Source organism: Pseudoalteromonas citrea (assembly GCF_000238375.3).
In the GTDB taxonomy this organism is placed as follows: domain Bacteria; phylum Pseudomonadota; class Gammaproteobacteria; order Enterobacterales; family Alteromonadaceae; genus Pseudoalteromonas; species Pseudoalteromonas citrea.
Genome location: NZ_AHBZ03000021.1, coordinates 416,414 through 435,424 on the forward strand (window position 1 = coordinate 416,414; position 19,011 = coordinate 435,424).

At 45.1% G+C, this 19,011-nt stretch carries 8 protein-coding genes; all 8 read right to left on the minus strand.

What is annotated here, in order from left to right:
- Positions 1–3 precede the first annotated feature (3 nt).
- Positions 4–840 (minus strand): baseplate assembly protein, encoded by an 837-nt coding sequence (locus PCIT_RS13650; RefSeq protein ID WP_010367210.1) that lies wholly within the window; start codon positions 838–840, stop codon positions 4–6.
- Between the two features lie 240 nt (positions 841–1,080).
- Positions 1,081–1,515, minus strand: coding sequence for a hypothetical protein (locus PCIT_RS13655; protein ID WP_157592823.1), 435 nt, complete (start codon positions 1,513–1,515; stop codon positions 1,081–1,083).
- 5 nt (positions 1,516–1,520) lie between these two features.
- Positions 1,521–1,892: a hypothetical protein gene (locus PCIT_RS13660; protein ID WP_010367212.1), complete on the minus strand. Its 372-nt coding sequence runs from the start codon at positions 1,890–1,892 to the stop codon at positions 1,521–1,523.
- Positions 1,892–4,657: a phage tail protein gene (locus PCIT_RS13665; protein WP_010367213.1), complete on the minus strand. Its 2,766-nt coding sequence runs from the start codon at positions 4,655–4,657 to the stop codon at positions 1,892–1,894. Before PCIT_RS13665 ends, PCIT_RS13660 begins: the two co-directional genes overlap by 1 nt.
- A gap of 12 nt (positions 4,658–4,669) precedes the next feature.
- The gene (locus tag PCIT_RS13670) at positions 4,670–5,242 is read right to left on the minus strand and encodes a phage tail protein I (protein WP_010367214.1); all 573 of its coding nucleotides are present in this window, start codon (positions 5,240–5,242) and stop codon (positions 4,670–4,672) included.
- Positions 5,239–6,144 (minus strand): baseplate assembly protein, encoded by a 906-nt coding sequence (locus PCIT_RS13675; protein ID WP_040697337.1) that lies wholly within the window; start codon positions 6,142–6,144, stop codon positions 5,239–5,241. Before PCIT_RS13675 ends, PCIT_RS13670 begins: the two co-directional genes overlap by 4 nt.
- 240 nt (positions 6,145–6,384) lie before the next feature.
- On the minus strand, positions 6,385–7,161 hold the full coding sequence (locus PCIT_RS13680) for a hypothetical protein (protein WP_010367216.1): 777 nt from the start codon (positions 7,159–7,161) through the stop codon (positions 6,385–6,387).
- Positions 7,162–7,388: 227 nt separating this feature from the next.
- Positions 7,389–19,010 (minus strand): non-ribosomal peptide synthetase, encoded by an 11,622-nt coding sequence (locus PCIT_RS13685; RefSeq protein WP_010367217.1) that lies wholly within the window; start codon positions 19,008–19,010, stop codon positions 7,389–7,391.
- Between the last annotated feature and the right edge of the window lies 1 nt (position 19,011).

A 19,011-nucleotide genomic window follows, 5' to 3' on the forward strand; every position in this document is an offset into this window, starting at 1 on the left:
CCCTCACTGGCATAGCTTTAATGTGATCGCCCCCATGGCCGCACATTGCGTTTTATCTATATTTTGGCGCTTGTCAGGCTTATGTAACACCACATCGCGTACCCCTTTTTTGTGGAGCTGTGCACTTAACCAACTGGGGGTTAGGTCCCAGCCGAGGCGCGCCTCTTGCTCCCACGCCAGTGTTAACGCTGCTTGCAACTCCTTAAACACCCGCTCTGAGGTATTTTCTTGCAGGAATACATCCGCCTCCACCTCGATGTATTTTAGGTCGGCTTTATTCACCTCTACGGTGTCGGTGAGCATTTTAACGTCACTGGCGGTTACTGCCTGTGTCACCTTGCCCACTACTTCGTCTACATCGTGATCTTTTTCACCCAACACGGTAACGGTAACCACGCCGTCTTTTAGGCTTTGTACCGACACGTCTAATATTTCAGTCGGTGCCGCATTGAGGGCATGTTTGCGATAATGCACGCCACTGCCGGCGGTACTCGAGGCTATGGTGTTATCTCGAATACGCAAGCGGTAATCTTCGTCAGACTCTTTATCTAAGCGCGACACGCCATAGAACGCGCCCAAGTGCAGTAAGTCATTATTTTTTGCTTTGGCTAATAAATTAGACGCCGCCGCTTCATTTATACGCTGGCGCAACAGCGCTTCACGGTAACTCTCTACCTGTAGCCATACATTAATTGGGTCGCTTTCAAGCTCCAATGCTTGTGCATATTCAGGGGCATATTCAATAAAGCGCGCTTTACGCTCAGTTAATATGTCTTGATACGACAACGATTCAATAATGTTGGGTTCAGGCAGGGTTTGTAAATCAATATGTGTGGTCATGCCACCCCCTGTAAAACGGTAGTCTGTGCGTGATTAAACGCTGCTTTTTTAAAGTTTAAAGTTGAAATAAAAAGTTAAGCTCTGCACTTAAAAATGAAGTTTAAAAGTGGAGTTAAAAAATAAAGTTAAAAGTACCCGCTAATTTATAAAGTTCAGCTTTGAAGCCCAGTTACAAAGCTTAGTTACAAAGTTCAGCTATAAAGCTCAGTGATCACGCTAAACATGGTTTAAATACACGCATTACACAGCATTATTTGCAGGGTCTACGTAAGCGTCAAACTCCAGTGTGTCAAACGCCAATCTAAACGGCGCGCCAATGCGTTCAAGCCCTGCGTTTAAACGCTCGGCAGTAATGATGTAATTACCCGATTGTTCAAACTTACCCTGCATTGTCACTACGCCGTCTTTGATATTTGCCACAAAGCGAATGTCATCAACAGGTTGTGTTGCGTTAATGACTCGTTCAACCATGACCATTAAACCGCCATCGGGCAAACCTTCGGCATTGGCAGTAATGGTGAATGACTCATCTTTGGGTAACCACCAAATATTGCCGATAAGCTGGGCGTTGGGGCTGGCGACTGTGGTGTTTTTTAGGTCAATGTTTGGGAGTTGAACTTGCGCTTGTTTTAGCTTTTTACCGACCACTATCCCGTTAAATATGATGTTTTCCATTTCCATTACTTGGCTCTCTCTGCAAAAAAGTAACTTAAACTAATGTTAAGTGGGTCGTTAGATGCGTAAGCTTCAACTTTAAAATTCTTTTCACAAACCTGCGGCTCAAATATGGCACCTTCATGTCTTTGAGAAGATATGATTTTTTGTTTGGTTTGGTACTCCGAAACAACGCCATCAATAGTGACTCTAAGGTGTTGTGACCCCGAAAAAGGCTGATATAAACTAAAGCTTAAACTGTACACAATACAAGGTGTATCGAGTTCAAATATTGTTTCATAAGCCGCCATATTTCGCTCAGTTCTTATGAACTCCCCTTGTCCTAAACCGCTTGGTATCCACCTTTTATCACTCACTAACTCACTAACACTTTTCATTATTGCATCTCCCAATTTTTTGCTGAATTTAATATAAAGGTAAGCGTGCAATGTCTATCAAATAGCACGCTGGTATCTGTGAGCATGGTTGTGCCGCGCATCATGGCGATATGCTCTGTACTTCCACTTTGTGAATCGTGGGTTTTAATAGTCGGCGTTACTGCCATGGCTTTTGATGTAACAACCGTGGTGCCTTCGCTTAGATTTGTCACATCTGGCAATGTAAACGTGGCTGTGGCGGTTAAATGGTTTTTACTGTTTGCAGTGAGTGTGCCGCTGGCTTTAACGGTGCGCTTTTCTCCGTAGCTTGAAATGTTGCCTTCATGCAATACGCGTTTGTTGTAGTTTGAACCCGCGTATATTTCGCCGTTTACTAATAGCTTTCGATTAAAATAATGACTCAGCGTATCTGTATAATAATGACAGTTATCTGAGTTCTGCGGCCCAATTTGAACATACCCGTGGTTTGTTTTTATCTTAAGTGAATTATTACTCCCTTTTGATAAAACCGTATTGCCATCACCAATTAACAATGCGCTGCGAAACCACACCCATGTGCTTTGATATTGCATTTTCATGGCCCATTTATCAGCAATATTGTCTGAGCCTAAGTTGCCCATGCCAATGAAGCTGAGACCATCCCCTGTATAGCTTAGGTGTAATGATGCCGCATCATGACGCCCACTTTCACCCAGTGAAATACCTGCGGCCTGCTCATTGTTATTATTGCCTGTGTTCGCGCTATCGAGCGTTAACCATGGGTTGTTTTTAGTGACTGTAATATCACCATTTGTATTTATCGAATCTGCAAATTGCCACTTACCGTTTGCTGTAACATTTTGCCAATCTGAGCCGTGGTTGATTATAAGTTCACCAAGCCCCCCGACTAGTGCCCGCTTATTGCGAATATTTAAATCTTGACCGCCGTTTGTGTCAATCAATGAACTTTCAAATCGGGCGAGCTTGTCACTCTTTGCTTGGTATTTATCACTGAGCTTTGTGCCAGCTTCATATACATCTCCGGTGGTATGAACTCGCCCATGTGATGCATCCAAAAATATTCTTGCATCGCCATCGGCCGCAACATACATGCCCCATGAACCTTCAAAAGGCACAAAGTTAGCGGTGGCATGAGTATACCCAATGCCATACATATTATTTAGTTCAGTTTCACTTGGATTGTGGCCACTACCAATGGTGTAGATGGGGTTGGTTTTGCTCGCATTGTCACCCACATTATTATGCGAACCAACGAGATATCCGCTATTGTGAGAATTGCGCTCAATGTTGCCAGTAAAGCGCCATGTGCCATTTGCATTAACACGTGACCAATCACTACCATAGTTAATTACTAGTTCCTGCTCGGACCCCACTAATGCACGCTTTCCGCGTATCCTGAAGTCTTGACCAACTGCATCAAACAATGAACTTTCAAGTCGTGCGAGCTTGTCGCTTTTCCCGTGGTATTTGTCTTTTAAGCTCGTACCAGCTTCAATAAAATTAGGCGATTTAACTGCGCCACGAAACTCCCAGTCGTTGCTGCCGTAATGGTTTCTAGCTGTCCATTGGTAATTATTACTACTATTACGAAACAAAGTAATATAGTCAGCACCCGCGCCCGTGGTGGCGGGGGTATTATCGCCATTGTATTCAATGCCGCCACCATGATTTAACGATTGCCCCACATAAACACGGCCTGTGGTTTGTGCATCACTCGTTCCTGAGCATACATTTAGCACTGCCATGCCTGCGTTATCGGCATTAATATTCACCGAGGTACTGGTGCCATTGTCAAAGGTGGCATTTTTAAACGATGGTGATGTGTTTACTTGAGCAAGCCCGTTTCTCGCTTCGCTAATTACCTGTGCCTTGGTTTTGCCTTCTAATTTAGCTGTATCGACTGCTTTGGTGGTTTTACCAAGGTACTTATCTTTTAAGCTGGTGCCACCTTCAATAAAATTAGGCGATTTAACTGCGCCACGAAACTCCCAATCGTTGTTGTGAACATAGTTTCTAGCCGTCCAATTTAAACCGCTACCGTCGCTTCTAAATAAACTGATATAGTCAGCACCTGCCCCCGTTGTTACAGGATTATTGTCACCGTTGTATTCAATGCCGCCACCATGATGCAATGATTGCCCCACATAAACACGGCCAGTGGTTTGGTCATTACCTACTCCATCCAACGAGCACACATTTAACGTCGCCAAGCCCGCGTTATCAGCGACTATATTTACGGTAGTACTGGTGCCGTTATCAAAGGTCCAGTTTTTGCAGACTTGAGTCAATACGCTGAGTTCGCTGTGATCAACCTGATCGCTCACCCACTCTTTGGTGGCATAAATCACAGACGGATCGATTTTCTCGCTGATAACTTGGGCATTAACAACATCAATCACGGCTTTTATGCCCAGCTCCGCGGCGGCGTTATCGGCCGCTGCCGGTTTGTAGGTTTCTGGGTAATTAATAATGGCAAATGCTTGGCCGTCGTCGGTATAAAAAGCCGCTTCACGAACGTAAAAGCCGCCTTCTGTGGCCGGTACAACGCCCACCACTTCTATGAGCGCATTATTGTTGGTTAACTGCTTTAAAGAGCTGGTATGACTGCGGTACTTGAGATTAGACAAGTCGTCAGAAGTATGCATTATTTGCCCGTCGCCGACGGCAAATTCACTGATTTTTACAGTGTGTTTATTGGCAATGGCCGCCAATACTTTCTCACGGCCAGCGCGCGTGAGTATGGTCCAATATTGAGAATTTGACATAAGATGTATTCTTTAATGAGTATAAGGATAAATGGTGGTCATTGAGGAGCTACAATGAATGCTGTTAAGTTCAACCACGGGTTTGGCTTGCAAGTTCATATGCAAGTTATAGTCAACCGATTTACGCTTAGCGCGGTCAATAAGCTTGCGGGTTTCTTTAATGAGCGGTAAGTCTATGCCTCGGTGCGACACATACACATCAACCCGAAAAGTGCCCGGTTCTGACATGGGCTCGTGTTCAAACCATTCGCTGATCTGCGCGCCCATATCAAAGTGTGCCAAGGCATTGGTAATGGCAAAACGGGTCCCTAAATATTGATGCTGCTGATAGCTGTCGGCTACCAATTGGCGCTTAATGGCTTCAGGCCAGCTTTCGTCCCATTCTTTTATACCTTGGCTCCACGCTAGCCAAGGTAATAGCGCTAACGGGCAATGCGCTGGCTGCCAAAGGGTTGCGACTACATCAGCACCTTGTTCGAGGGTGGTTAGCTCTTGGCCAATTAGGGTTTGTAACTGAGTTTGCAGTGCGCTGCCTTGGTGTAGCGGTTGAAATGGGGTGTCACTGTCATCTATCGCATCGCTCATATCAGCACCTCAAACTCAAGCCCCGCTAAGGCGTTATCACACAGTGCGACTTCATCGCTTGCGACTAAAATATTTTGCGCGGGGCTAGTAAGCTCTAATTCTTCGACTCCTGCTTGGTGCAATACCGCAAACAGCGCCGAGCGCTTAATATGTTTACCCAGCCCAGCGCGTTCTTTTAAATAAACGGCGACTTTGTCACGCACTTGCTGCTCTACGTGGGCATGACCCGGCCCCAGCTCTAACTTAACTTTGCCGTGTAAATTAAAGGTGCGAGTTTTGGCGGGCAATAATTGTACTCGGTCACCAATTGGTCGTATTTTTTGTGCGCTTAACACCTCTGACACTGAGTTTTGATCGCCCGCTTTTAGGCCAAAGGTGGTTTCTAATTTGCTCATTAACTCAGTAGATGGCAGCCCGTTAGGGTTTTCATTACTTAAAATGGTGATCACAATATGTGACGGGCTAGGGCTGGTAACAAATACATCTTTTACTCGTGGGTCGGCGCTCAAGGTGTGGTATTCGTAGCTTTCTTGCGTACCTGCGGTGTTTAAGCTGTGAAATGCTTTTTGAATGCGTTGGCGCATGCGCTCGTCGGCCTCGCCAGCTAAACGCGTGACACTGTAGCGTGCGCCAATGTGTTCTAAATCGGCCCCAGTGGCACTGGCTAACAAGCTTGATTTAGCGGCATCGTTAACCCGCGCGCGCAATAATGTGCTTTGATACGCATAGGCGTTTAGCAGCTGGGTGAGCGGATCTGATTCAAGGGCTAATGCATTGGCAAGCTCAGGGTTATTGTTGAGTAATGTTGTTTTTAAGGTCGTGAGGAGATGTTCAGCGTCAAGCTGTTCAAGCACATCAGGCGCTGGCAACTTAGATAAGTCGAGTAATTGAGATGTTGGCATAAGAAACGTCTTTGAAAATGAAAAAGAAGATGGGTGTTCGGCGTAATATAGGCGCGGCATAATACATGCGCGGTATAAAGCCGCGCCCACGGGGGTTATTTACACCTTGCTGGTAGGCGAGATTTTATATCTCGCTTTTAAAATCGTTTTGGAAATATATGCGCGGCGTAATACATGCGCTGCATAAAGCAATACATGCGCGGCATAAAGCCGCGCCTACGGGATATTTGAAAACCGCGCCTACGTTATCGCGTCGTAAAAATAGAGGGCAACACTGTTTGGCTGCAAAATGTCTGCGTTGCTAATGCTGCTTTGTGCTGTATCAAGCGCCATTGCAGACGTTGCGGTATGCCATTGTTCGCGATGCTTATAAGCACAAAATTCAGGGCCTTTGTCGCGGGCTTTTTGGGTCAAATTAAACCGCTGCCCCGAGCCATCAGGCACATAATTTGCGTTTATTTGCCCCATCACACCTTTGGGAAAGGTCGCTACAATATCGTCAATATGGCCGATAATGTCGACATACGGCATCACATCAAATTCATCGCTTTCAAAGGCGGTGGTCATAATAATTTGCGCTTCGATATGCTGTGCGTTGCCCGTACTAAACCATTGCGTGGTGTTATTGTTGGGGTTTATCAATGCAATACGCTCCCCGCCACTTACTGCACACTGGTTCACTTTTATCCAAGTATTTAACGCATGACCCCCAGCAAAAGTGGTTATGTTTACCTCAGATTGACCCGTTGGCACCCTCACATCTAAAAACTTGATCCATACCGTTTCGCTGTGCTGCGCTGTTACGCTTTGTTCTGTGGGGGCAAAATACTGCGCTCGGTTATACAGGGGCTTATTTTGCGTCAATGGATTGTTGGTAGCGGGTACCGCCATGCTATCAATTACAATTTCACTGGTTGACGCAAAGCATTTACCCGTATTGATTAATGTAAACGCAATGGTCATTAACGTCTGCGATGTAGCATAAGCCACAGCAGATCGTGGGGAGGTGTTATCCATAATGGTTCCTAAAAAAGGTGAACTGCGCTGAGGGACTGGGTATGTATAAATGAAAAAGAGGTCACTGAGGGGTTAACGCTCAATTATAGACTTATGATAGCAACTATGACGGCAGATAAACGGTCAAACCTGCCCTACCGAGTTAAAAACCCATCGCCGTATCATAAAACGCAGTCATAACAGGGTTATGCATACGCTTTATGGTAACGTGCTTGATGCTCAAACAGCTAGGTAGCCGGCGTTGATTCCGCTGCGGTATGCAACTTCATGGTTGCAGCAATTTTGCTAACCACCTCCGCATTTGAAAATACCTCGTAATGGCTGCACGGTATCGGCTCAATGATCAGGGTATCGCTTAGCGCATAGTCTGATAAATGATTGTCATTGGTTGCAAGGTAATATTGTTCAACCGCAGTAAAAAGTGCGCCATGATCGTGCCCTGAGCTATGCTGTGCTTTGTACAAATGGGTATTAGCGGGCAACACCAACTTGGGGGAGTTGGGCGTATAACGGTAGTTAATATCGTCTTGCAATTGCTGATGGCTTAGCAATGACTGCAATTTAGCTGAGTGCGCGATGGCTGCTTGATAATTTAGGTAACAATCCACTAATACCAATTGCTCAACCTGCTCTCCAATCACTGCCAACTGCTTGATGATTTCAAGGGCAAGCACTCCACCAAAACTCCACCCCATCACTCGATAGGGCCCCTGTGGTTGCAGTGTTTTCATCATAGCAATGTGACTTATTGCTAACTGCTGAAAGTCAATATTATGCAGCTCTCGCGAAGTGGTATTTAAATAGTTATTAAATAGCACTAAGTGTGTATTCGACAAGCGAGGGACTAAGTGTTTTTGGTAACTTTCACTGCCCCCTTGTGCGGGTGGCAAAATAAACCACGGATCACTCGCTTCTGGGTTGTACACTTCAAATGGCACATAGTCTTTGCTATCAATGGGTGAATGCATTGGCAGTGCGTCAGATGTGTTAACCTGCTGAACTAGCTGCGCTAGACATTGGCATATTCCATCCGCCAATGTTTGGCCAACATGTGGGTCTAATTTTGATTCAATACTGAACTGTAATTTACCTTGCACTATGGCACCATTAAACGCTAATTCGTGGGGTGATTGATTGCTGCTATGGCTGTTTTCGCCACTAAACTGCGACACAATTTGCCATGGTAAATCCGCTTGTTTACTTAACTGACCTAAATAATTAAAGCTCACTTGTGGTAAACGGTGGGTGTTATTAAGTGTTGACTCAAGCAATGCATAGCCAACCCCATTATTGGGAATACGCCCTAGCAACTCTTTGTTAAATAAGCAGGTGCGTGCTATATCAATTTCATTATGCTGAGCATACACCTGTAATAACACCGGATAGTAACTGGTAAACCACCCTACAGTGCGGCTTACGTCAAGTTCATCAAAAATGGCTTCTCTGCCGTGCCCTTCTAAGCAAATGCCTTGCATTACGTGGCCAGAGTGTTGATACAGTGCAATCGCAAAGCTGCTCAATAATAATTCATGGACCTGACCCAAACCGGCGTTATTTGCTACCTTTAACAAGGCGGTTGTGGCCTCAACTGATAACTCCCCCGTGCCAACCGTGCTCTGGCCGGTTTTAGCGGCCTGTTTTATGTTAGGTAAACAGTTTAACACTTGCTGCCAATAACGTATTTCTTGCGGGTAACAGGTGCTGTAATCCTCACATTTATTAACCCATTGTCGGTAACTTGACGTTTTTTCAGGGAGTGGATCATTTTGAAAGCACGCCTGAAAATCATCACTTATTATGCGCCAAGACACCGCGTCTATCAGTAAATGATGGCAAGCAACATAAAGTAAACTAAAGCCATCATCAATGCCCGTAATATAGCCAAAGCGCACCAATGGCCCGTGTATAATATCAAATTCAGCTTGCCACTCAGTGAGTTTACGGTGTAATACTTCGTCGCTCATGTGCCGAGCATCTAATAGATTAACTCGGTTTTCTGCTGAGCTGTTATATACCTGCACTATCGCGCCTGAGTCTATTTTTTCAAACCTTACCCGCAATATGTCATGCTGGCGAACCACATCATCTATACATGCTTGAATATGCGCAATTTCTGCGCCTGGCACACGCAGCAAGAATGATTGGTTCCAATGATTTGGGGCTTTTATATAGCCCATTTCGCATTGGTTAAAGAACCAATTTTGAATGGCTGATAAGGCAAACGTTCCCGTTAAGTTGCCTTGTTCAGCGTGTATTTCTTCGCGCTTTCCTTGCTGTTCTAACAAGGCGCTTTGCGTCGCAATCGTGCGGTGGGTAAAAATGTCTTTTACCGATAACTGATACCCCAAACGCTTAAGCCTTGCACTTAATTGAATACTTAAAATGGAGTCTCCTCCCACCATAAAAAAGTCATCTAAAATACTCAACGAGGTGCTCGACAATAGGCTCACCCATGCTGCCATTACGCTCTGCTGCATGGGGGTGGTCGCTGGCACAATTTGACTGATGGATAACTGTGGCTCAGGGAGTTTTGCCACGTCGAGTTTGCCGTTTAAGGTTAATGGCATCGCTGCCATATGTACCAAGACCGACGGGTGCATATACACAGGCAATAATTGCTTTAAGTGTGCAAAGGCATTTGCCTCGTTGATTGGCATGGGGGCAACATAATAGCTTACCAACAGTTCCGTCTCATTATGGTGATGCACACAAGTGTAGGTATTGACCACAGCGTCGAGTGTACACAGCGCTTTGTTTATTTCTGCCAGCTCAATACGCTGGCCTCGCAGCTTTACTTGCCCATCTCGTCGGCCAAAAAACTCGATGTTGCCGGCACTATTGATGCGCCCTAAGTCTCCCGTTCTATATACTCTGGCGAACGCGCTAGCATGGCCTTGTTGCTCATAAAATGAAAACAACGGGTTGCCAATAAAACTCATATTTGTTTGCTGTGGTAAATTTAAATAGCCGCGGGACAAAGCCGGCCCTGATATCACTATTTCACCCACACACCCCGTTGGTAACGGCTTAAGCTCATCATCTAATATATACACATGATTGCTCAACAGTGGCTTGCCAATCGAGGCTTGCTCGCCACTTTTAATGGCTTTATATGTTGAAGTAATAGCACACTCTGTGACGCCATATTCAACAAAAATGTTGGCGTAAGAAAATGCGTTAAGTGCTGCATCTGATGCTTTGTCTGCACCATAAATTACACATTTTAAATTCGGAAAATACTGAGGGTCTAGACTGTCTAGCACCGACGCTGCCACTATTAAGTGAGTGACTTGCTGTAATTGCTCTGAGGTAAAATCAACGCCTTCGGTTAACAATAACGCCCCGCCCTGACACAGCGCGCCGTAAATTATGGCAATCGACGCATCAAATGCTGGCGAGATCCCCATGTAAAATACCGAATCATCTGTTAGCTGATAATTTTTAGCTTGTTCGGCTAACGTATAATTAATTTGGCTATGTTCAATCATCACGCCCTTGGGCTGCCCAGTCGTGCCTGAAGTATAAATGACATAAGCCAAGTCACTGGGTGACAAGTTAAGGTTAAGCTCATGTGCCGGTAATTGACTGTACTCACACTCATCAACACTTATTACCGCTGCTACGGCGGTATCGGTAAGCGTATCGCGATGCTGGCGTTGCGTCAGCAATAAACAACTTTGGGTGTCTGATAAAATATACGAAACTCTGTCTGGCGGGTTTCTTACGTCAATGGGCACAAACGCTGCGCCGGCTTTTAAGATGGCCAATTGCGATAACAAAAGGTCATGACAGCCTTCCATCAGCACAGCGACCAGCGGCGTACCCTGAGTGTCTTTATTTAATTGCGCCTGTTGCCAGCTATGATGGGCTCGAATGTAGCGCGCTAATTTATTGGCCTGCTCATTAAGTTGCGCATAGCTTAGAGTGTGATCTGGCGTGATTAGCGCGTTTGCGTGAGGGGTTTTCGATGCACAATGACTAAATTGTTGCTCTAAGCGCTGATCAGGGCTGTAAGCAAGCGCGGGTAAACCATCCACCAATGTGCGAATTGCCGCAGGCGCTAACACCGTATAGTCTTTTATCGCTTGTTCAGTACTGTGCAAAACCTGCTCTAGAATATACACGTAATGATCAAGCATTTGGCTGATCCTAGCGTGATCAAATAGCGCCGTTGCATAGTTCATTGTGCACACGAGTTTACCTTGGTGGTTAGCCACCACCACCGATAAATCATACTTAGCAAAGGGTTGGTCAAGTTTTGCTTGCTCGTGTCTGTACCAGTGCGCATCAACAGCCGACTCCCCAAAATTTTGCTGGGCAAACATTAATTGAAAAATAGGATGCCGACTGCCATCTTGCGGTAAATTTAATCGTTCAACCACCGCTTCAAAGGGCACGTCTTGGTGGTCTTGCGCAGCATTGCTGACCTGCGCAACCGTGCCTAAGAGTTCATCAAAGCGTGCTTGCTTATTAATAGGCACACGTAACGTTAAGGTATTAACGAAAAACCCCACCAGCTGATCAATGCCATTAATGTGCCTATTTGCTACAGGCGTACCTAGTACAATATCTGCTTGTCCTGTATATTTATGAAGCAGTAAATAGTAAGCGCTCAGCATCAAGGTATTGAGTGATACACCTTTTTCTTTAGCCATATCAATCAAGCTTTTACTCATTGAAATATCTAATACTCGACTGACATGAGCGCCCGAAAAATTCAACTGAGTCGGCCGGGGCTTATCAGCAAATAGCTGTAATGTGGGCAGCCCAGTCAATTGTGTTTGCCAATAACTCAATTGACGCTCTGATTCTCCTTCAGCTAAATAGGCTCTTTGCCATACGGCAAAGTCTTTATATTGAATTGGCAGCGCGGGCACTGATAGCCGCTCATCCAATGTAAAGTGGCAATAGTGTTGGTTTAACTCGTGCATAAACAATTCAATACTCCAGCCATCAAACGCAATATGGTGGATATTAATGAGTAAATACGTCGACGTTTTGCCTTCAACAATATAAGCCTGAAGGGGAATTTGTCGTGTTAGGTCAAATTCTGCTTGCCATAAGGTTGCCAACTGAGCTTCACTCGGCTCCCCTTCTACTAGCACCCGTTTTAGCATGAACACGGTTTCAGGCTGCACATCTTGATAAAACCCGCTGCTGTCTTCTTTAATGCAGGTTCTTAACACTTGATGCCGAATCAAAATGGCGCGGATCGCCAATTCAATACACGCATCATCCGCCCCATCAGTGAGTTTTAACAAAATTGGGATTTGGTACGCGGCAGAATGGCTATCAAATTGTTCTATAAACCACAGCCGTTGCTGGGCAAAAGACAGCGGGTAACGGCGCGTATTGGCGGGTAGGATTTTAACAGCTTGGCGACCTAATCCATGTTCAATCAAGGAGCGGATATGGTTATGCTCAAATAAATCATGTATCGACACCTCAATATCAAGCTGCTGTCTTACTTTATTGATGACATGAATGGCTAAGATCGAGTTACCCCCTAGCATGAAAAAGTCATCGGTTACACCGACTTGCTCCACGGTTAATACGTCTTGCCAAATCGCGCAGAGTTGTTTCTCCAAATCAGAAACCGGTGCAACATATTCATAAACGGTAAATTCAGGAATAGGCAGTACTTTTCGATCTAATTTACCATTGGCAGAGAGGGTGAATTGCGCTATTTGTACAAAGGCCGCTGGGATCATATGATCGGGCAATTTACTGCGTAAGTGCTGGCGTAATTGATCTATATTCACGGTGTCAGGGGCAACAAAATACGCCGTTAAGTAATCTTGCTGATTCACTTTACAGATCATGACAACCACCTGTGAAATTGTTGCAAACTCACTGATGAGTGCTTCAATTTCAGCAGTTTCTACGCGGTGGCCATTTATTTTTACTTGAAAGTCAGAGCGGCCTAAAAATTGAATATTGCCGTCATCGTGCATAAACGCTAAATCGCCTGTTTTGTATAAGCGATTAAACCCTCTGTCTCTGTCTGCCTTGCTCGCAAACGGGTTATGTATAAATCGTTGGTCTGTTAATTCTGAGCGATTTAAATACCCTCGGGCAAGCCCTGCTCCACCAATGAATAATTCTCCAACGACGCCTTTGGGTACTGGTTGCAGATTTTCATCTAATAAATAGCACTTTTCGTTCGCAAGTGGTCGGCCAATCACGGCGGCGTTACTGCTGTTTGTGCAATCATACGCGCAGCTCCAGATCACCGTTTCAGTCGGACCATAGACATTAATAACGCGGCCAAACGTGGCTTGTAGCTTTGACAGTAAATCCATGTCGAGTGCTTCACCGCCTACCAAGCAGGTAATATGAGGAAATGTCAGCCCTGTTAGCATGGGTAATAACGTTCTAAACACTGACGGTGTTTGCTGGATCATGGTTAACGTGGTGTCAGTTTTTAAACGATTAACCGTCAAATCTAACTGGCAGAGTGTGACTGTGCCGCCCCGTAACAATGGCATACCGTACTCTAAGCCAAAAATATCAAAGGTGAAGGTCGTTAAAGACAGGATATTCGGGCATGCGTTCTGCACTTCAAAGTGCGTTAAAAAATCAACAAAAGCGCCATGCTCAATCATGACCCCTTTTGGTTGACCCGTGGTACCTGATGTATAAATAACATACGCCAAATCTGAAGGAGCTACATGATAATCACAATAGGGAGCAAAGCTCTCAGCGAGTGGCTCTTGATTCACCGCAACATACCGTAACGGCAATGCACGTTCGTCATCTTCGACATCATTGTTGTGTGCATCAACACAGATCACGCGTGCTTGCGTGTCTTGGGCAATAAACGCTTGTCGCGCTTGAGGGTAATCAACCCCTACCGGCACATAGGCAGCACCGGCTTTTAATATGCCGAGAATGGCTACGAGCAAGTCTAAACTGCGCGTCATTCTCACCAAAATCAGTTCACCGCGTTCGACCTGATGTACCTGACGCAAAGTGTGCGCAAAATACGATGCCGACTCAGCCAATTGTTGGTAAGTCAATGATTGGCCATTATATGTTGCTGCAATGCTATATGGTTTGGCTGCTGCGATTGCGTCAAACTCATGGACAAACGTGCTGGGCTTTGAGGCGCTGTCGGTTTTGTTCAAATCATAAATAAGCTGGTGCTGTTGATGGGTGCTAAGCAACGTAAAATCAGCCAACCGCTGCTGCGGGTAAGCCGTCATGCTCGATAGTAGTTCTTGGTAATGCGATAAAAATTGTTCAATACTGGCCTTACTAAACAAGGCCGTGGCCCAGTTCATAGCCAATGTCAGTTGCTGCGCGTTGCGACTGACATATAACGACATATCTTGTTTTGCAACATGGTAGTACGGTGATAAATCAACTTGCTCAAGGCCAATCTGCGCATGTGCAGTCTCTTGCTCAGAAAACTCATCAATCGAAAACATCACCTGATAAATCGGGTGCCGTGAACTGTCTCTTGGGACAGACAAATCATCTACAATTTGTTCAAATGGCACATCTTGATTGTGTTGTGCTTGCTCTACCGTATGTGTCACTTGGGCCAAAAGGTCAAACAAAGATGCTGTGCCATTAACCTGGGTTCGCAGCGGCACGGTATTCACAAACAAACCAATCAGCTGCATCACATCAGGGTGATGCCGGTTCGCCATTGGCGTGCCAACAACAATATCACTTTGCCCTGAGTACTTACTCAGTAACACATTGAATACCGTCAACATCACACTAAATAAGCTACATCCCTGCTGCTGCGCGAAATGCGTTAATTGATCCGATAAATCAGGGTCTAGTGTAGTAACAATATTATCACCCTGATATTGAAATTTAGCTGGCCTGCTGCCTTTGGTGGGCAGTCTCAACGTTTCATAGCCGGCGAGTTTTTCTGACCAATAGTCTCTCTGTCGTTGAAATTCATCGGATCCTAAAAACTGTCGCTGCCACTGCGCAAAGTCACCATATTGAATGGGTAACGCCTCTAGCGTCAGTGGTTTTTGCTGTTTCGCTTGCTCATAATAAGCTAACAATTCTTGATAAAAGATCCCGGTACTCCACCCATCAAATGCAATATGGTGAAAGTTAATTAACAGGTAGGTGGTTTTCTCTGAGTTACCCGCCACTGAGTAACATATCGCTCGTATCGGTAAGTCACGTGCTAAATCAAAAATGTGATTAATATCTTGATGCACCCTGCTTTCAAAACCATCTTTACTCAGCCTCACATGTTCAAGCTCAAAGTGTGCTTCAGGTAACACCACTTGAACCTGTTCGTCATCTGCGCTTTTAACAATGCTGCGCAGTATTTGATGACGATTAACAATGGCCTTGAGCGCCACTTCTAAACTCGGCACATGACATTCTGTAAGCTTCAGTAATAGCGGTATATTAAACGCATGAGTGCCCTGTTCGTATTCGTGAACAAACCACAATCGCTGCTGAGAAAATGATAAATTAGCATGGGGTTGCTGGCGCACAGCAATACGACGTCGCGCCCCCGTGCCGCACTGTGCTAACACCGCTGAGATGGTTTTAGCTTTAAACAACAGTGCCAAGGAGATCTGTCGCTCTAATTTTTGAGACATACTTTGGCAAAGCGAAATCGCCAAAATTGAATTGCCGCCTAATTTAAAAAAGTCATCGTGCACCCCGACTCGCTCTAATTTAAGCGCTGCGGCCCAAATTTGTGCAACAAGAATTTCTTGCTCTGACTGAGGTGCTTGATAGTTATCAGATGCAAATGTTGGTGGTTTAAGCGCTTTTCGATCTAATTTTCCGTTAGCAGATAACGGGAATTGCGCTAAGTGTACAAACACTTTTGGCACCATGTAATCGGGTAAGTTTTGTTCCAGCGTACGTTCTAGTTGCCCATCGCTGATTGGCTCTTTTGCCACATAATAGCCCACCAGCACCTGATCATTACCACGCTCAACTACGTTTACCAGGGCCTGTAAAACTTGCGGGTGTTGGCAAAGCTGTACTTCAATTTCTGTTAACTCTATACGCAAGCCGTGCAATTTAATTTGAAAGTCACTGCGCCCTAAATACAGGAGTTCACCCTCGCGATTAAACTTAACCTTATCGCCGGTTTTATACATGCGATTGGCACCCATAATATCACAGCTTGGGTCAAAAAAAGGATTGGCTAAAAACCGAGCTTGCGTCAACTCATCACGATTTAAATACCCTTTTGCCACGCCTGTACCTGCAATATACAGTTCTCCTTCAGTGCCAATTGGCACCTGACGCTGCTGATCATCAAGTGCATACACTAAGGTGTTTTGAATAGGCTTACCAATGGGTACGCTCTGTTTTACTGCAGCGCATGGGTAATACGTTGAGTCGATGGCTGTTTCAGTTGGGCCATATAAATTATGTAATTGGCAACCTCCCAACTGATGGTGGTTTAAGGCATTAAACAATTCAACTTGCGGCAGCGCCAAGGCTTCGCCCGAAGTAAATATGTAACGTAAGCTTTTAGGTATGCTTAACCCACGCTGTTGTATATCTTGTAAAAACAAATTAAACATAGAAGGCACAAAATGCACCACAGAAACACCTTCTTGTTCAATCAATTGATATAAACGCTGCGGGTCTTTATGCACGTTTGGGGGAGCCATCACTACACTTGCCCCATAACAATGCGCCCAAATAAGCTCCCATACCGATACATCAAAATTATAAGGCGTTTTTTGCAACACAATATCACTGGGTGTGAGCGGATACGTGCTTTGCATCCAATCAATGCGATTAAGTAACGACAGATGAGAGAGCATCACGCCCTTAGGCTGACCCGTTGTGCCCGATGTATAGATTAAGTACGCCAAATCTTGTAAGGCGTTATCGCAAGCTACGGGCGCTTTAAGCTGATCTAAAATATACAGGCTATTTATCGCCACCACGTTGTTAGGGTCTAACTCGGGTAATTCATCTAACAGTGCCAGCTTTTCATACTGTAAGCTCAAAATCATCTGTGCTTGCGTATCTGCTAAGATGAACGCTTTTCGCGCTTTAGGAAGCGCAGGGTCAATAGGCACGTACGCAGCACCAACTTTATGAATCGCTAATATAGCGGGGATCATTTCTAATGAGCGTTCCATCACCAGTGCAAACACGCTCTTTCTTGGCTCATCAACATGATGTGTTATCCAATGCGCAAGCTGGTTCGTATATTCATCCAACGCCTGATAGCTCATCTGCTGTTGTTTATATTTAAGCGCACAGTGCGCGGGGGATGCCGCCGCTGCTTCGGTAAATAATGCGGTTACTGTGTGCTCCGGCAATGCTTTATAGGTGTCACAGCCATGCTGGTGTAAAAATGCCCGCTCTTCTTCGAGTACCACATCAACCTGTGACACAGTGTGCGACATATCATTAATGTAATGAGCTAAAACGCGCTGATACCGCGCAACAATACGCTGCACCGTCTCATCATCAAACAGGGCGCTCGCGTAATTAAAATAACCACTTAACACACCATTAGAGTCAGTTAAGTACAGAGAAAGGTCGTATTTTGCGACCTGATATTGTTCAGCTAGTGGATAAGGTACAAATTGTGTTGTGTCTGCTTCATCGGCTTTATCAAAACAAAACAATACTTGAAACAGCGGGTGCATATTGAGCGTGCGATCTAAGTCCAGCGCATCAACCACCACATCAAAAGGCAATTCTTGATGTTTTAGCGCATCAATCACATGTGCATGGGTTTGTTTTACTAACTCGCTGCAGCTAATGCTAGGGTCTACATCATGGCGAGTAGCTTGGGTATTTGTAAAAAAGCCAACCAGCGACTCGGTGCCTTCAATCTCACGATTGGCAACCACTGATCCGGTTACTATATCCGTTTGATTCGCCAGCTTACTCAACAGCATAACAAAGCTTGATAACAATAAACTGTAAAGGCTTGCGCCATGCGCTTGTGCCAGTTTGCTCAGCGCTGCACTGTCGGCGAGCGATAGCTCGAACGGTATATTCTTTCCAGCATAACTGGCTTTTTCAGGTCGCGGCTTATCAAGCGGTAGGTTAAGCGTTTCTGCGCCCGCTAGGTGTGAACGCCAAAAGGTAATTTGCTTTTGCCACTGGGCACTGTCTTTTTGATGGTTCTGCCAATAAGCGTAATCTGCATACTCAAAGCGTAGAGTGGGTAAATCAATTGACTGGCCTTGTAACTGCGCTTCATACACCTGTTTAAGCTCTGCGAGAAATACGCCAGCACTCCAGCCATCAAAGGCAATATGATGAATATTGATCAGGACCACATTTTGTTCAGAGGCAACCGCGTCGCTAATATGATAATGACTTATTCTCACCGGTGGCTCATCGGTTAAGTTAAAAATATGCTGAATATCGTCACCAAGTAATGCCGTCACTGATTGTGTGTTAGTTTCATGGTGTATTAGCGACACTGAAGCACACCTAAGCACCTGCTGCTGAGCATTGCTATTATGCTGCACAAAGACACTGTTGAGCACCGAGTGACGAGTAACTAAGTAGGTTATTGCCCGTTCAAAACACGCCGCATCAAAGTGTGGCACATACAAACACAACGGAATGGTATAGGCGTTACTGCCCTGCTCTAACTGCTCAATAAACCACAGCCGCTGCTGGGCATAAGACATGGGCTTGATTGTATCGCCACACCGATATATCTGGGGTAAAGCTCTGGGCTCTTGTTCAATGCCTGCTTGTAGCAAAATATCAATTAGCGCTTGTTTATTGGCTTTTATTAAATCAAACCAATAGGTTTTATCTTCTAATGGCTGACGTAGTTTAAACTTTAACTTATCGCCCGATTCAACCCAAAGCAGCATCTGTAAATCATTTACTTTATACAATAACTCCAATGCATTCATC